A 1,389-nucleotide genomic window follows, 5' to 3' on the forward strand; every position below is an offset into this window, starting at 1 on the left:
CTATAGAACAGCCCTCTCACTTTCAAATTTTTATATTTTTTGAAAAAATACATATTACCCACAAATTTTTTTTCAACTAAACGAAGTTTATGTTAAGATGTAAATATATATTTTGAACAATCCGTTCTCAATACAGAAATTCCAATTGATTTAATATTATTTATTGATAAGGTGTGTGAGATTGGATGATCGGTGATCGCGTAAAATTACTTCGTAAAGAAAAGAAAATGTCGTTATCCGAGCTTGCCGAACAAGCTGGTGTTGCCAAATCATACTTAAGTTCGCTGGAAAGAAACCTGCAAACTAATCCTTCCATACAATTTCTTGAAAAAATCGCAGCTGTTCTTCTTGTACCGGTTGATCATTTAATTCATGAACAGCCGAATACAGATGAATTGGATTCGGAATGGATCGATATCGTACAAGAAGCCATGAATTCTGGTGTTTCTAAAGACCAGTTCCGGGAATTTCTTGAATTTAATAAATGGAGAATTGATCAAAATAAATGAGTTATTGGCTGTTCGTAAGAAGACGCAAAGGTAAACATTGACCCTCTGCGTCTTTTTTGCAAAATAAAAAGCATTTCTATAAAGAACAGTAGTCCTTTTAGAAACACTTAACTATTTGTGCATTTATCTCTATTCAGCTACTTCTAAAGCTAGCTTTTTTACCCCAGTTTTTAATAAAAACTCCCTGATTTCCTCTTTCTTAATCCCCATTTGCTTCGCCTTCATGATTAAATTCATCCACTCACTGTCTAGTAATTCCATTGGAACTCTCGTTTTCCCCACACTCTTCCCCCCAAAATACGAATCGTATTCCAGGCAATCCAGCCATCTTGGTATGGAATCTGCCTTTTCTATGAGCTGCCTGCTATATTGAGTTTATGCAGCAATATTTTAAAAAAGAACGCTTTATCCATACTTTAGACCTGTGACTTTGCGTCCCTATTTTTCAATAGGTTTGCCTTTTTCTGAAGCTATTTCCTTATGTAATGATCATCTAGTTATATTGTAATAGATAGGCTTTTGGTAATTGTGTTATATTTTGTAAATTTTCAAATAATTTTTACCCTTTTTTCTACATTTTTTTACAATTTACCACAATATTTACATAAATCCCTTTAATCTTAGAAAAGATATCTATTTTTATCTAGTTTCAATCATAATTGTGTTAAATATAGTCGAAATTCTTTTTTATTATTTTATATGAGTGTTATAATCCAAATGGCATGAATAACAAACACAATCGTATATAAGCCAGTGGCTGCAAGGGCTAAATTATGTACAATTTTTTTACGGGGAAGTTTTTTTATAAAAAGGAACATAAATAGAGCAGCAGATAGAATTACTTTATAACCAAGAAAATAGAAAGGATTTGTTTGGTAAA

3 protein-coding genes and 1 riboswitch are annotated in these 1,389 nt (G+C 31.8%); of the genes, 1 reads left to right on the forward strand and 2 read right to left on the reverse strand.

What is annotated here, in order from left to right; all coding sequences use genetic code 11:
• Positions 1 to 185: 185 nt before the first annotated feature.
• Positions 186 to 509 carry a helix-turn-helix domain-containing protein gene (locus tag V7149_RS26170; RefSeq protein WP_335348474.1) on the forward strand — a complete coding sequence of 108 codons (324 nt, stop codon included), beginning with the start codon at positions 186 to 188 and terminating at the stop codon, positions 507 to 509.
• Positions 510 to 638: 129 nt separating this feature from the next.
• On the opposite strand, the gene V7149_RS26175 is transcribed toward V7149_RS26170, so the two are convergent.
• Together V7149_RS26175 and V7149_RS26180 are read right to left on the reverse strand one after the other, a co-directional pair.
• Positions 639 to 791, reverse strand: coding sequence for an anti-repressor SinI family protein (locus tag V7149_RS26175; RefSeq protein WP_335348475.1), 153 nt, complete (start codon positions 789 to 791; stop codon positions 639 to 641).
• 29 nt (positions 792 to 820) lie between these two features.
• Positions 821 to 978: riboswitch (cyclic di-GMP riboswitch) on the reverse strand.
• A gap of 226 nt (positions 979 to 1,204) precedes the next feature.
• The coding region (locus V7149_RS26180; RefSeq protein WP_335348476.1) for a DUF5658 family protein at positions 1,205 to 1,389 on the reverse strand (185 nt) is incomplete at its 5' end.

Origin of the sequence: Bacillus sp. JJ1503 (genome assembly GCF_036965125.1) — a bacterium.
Lineage (GTDB): Bacteria > Bacillota > Bacilli > Bacillales > Cytobacillaceae > Cytobacillus.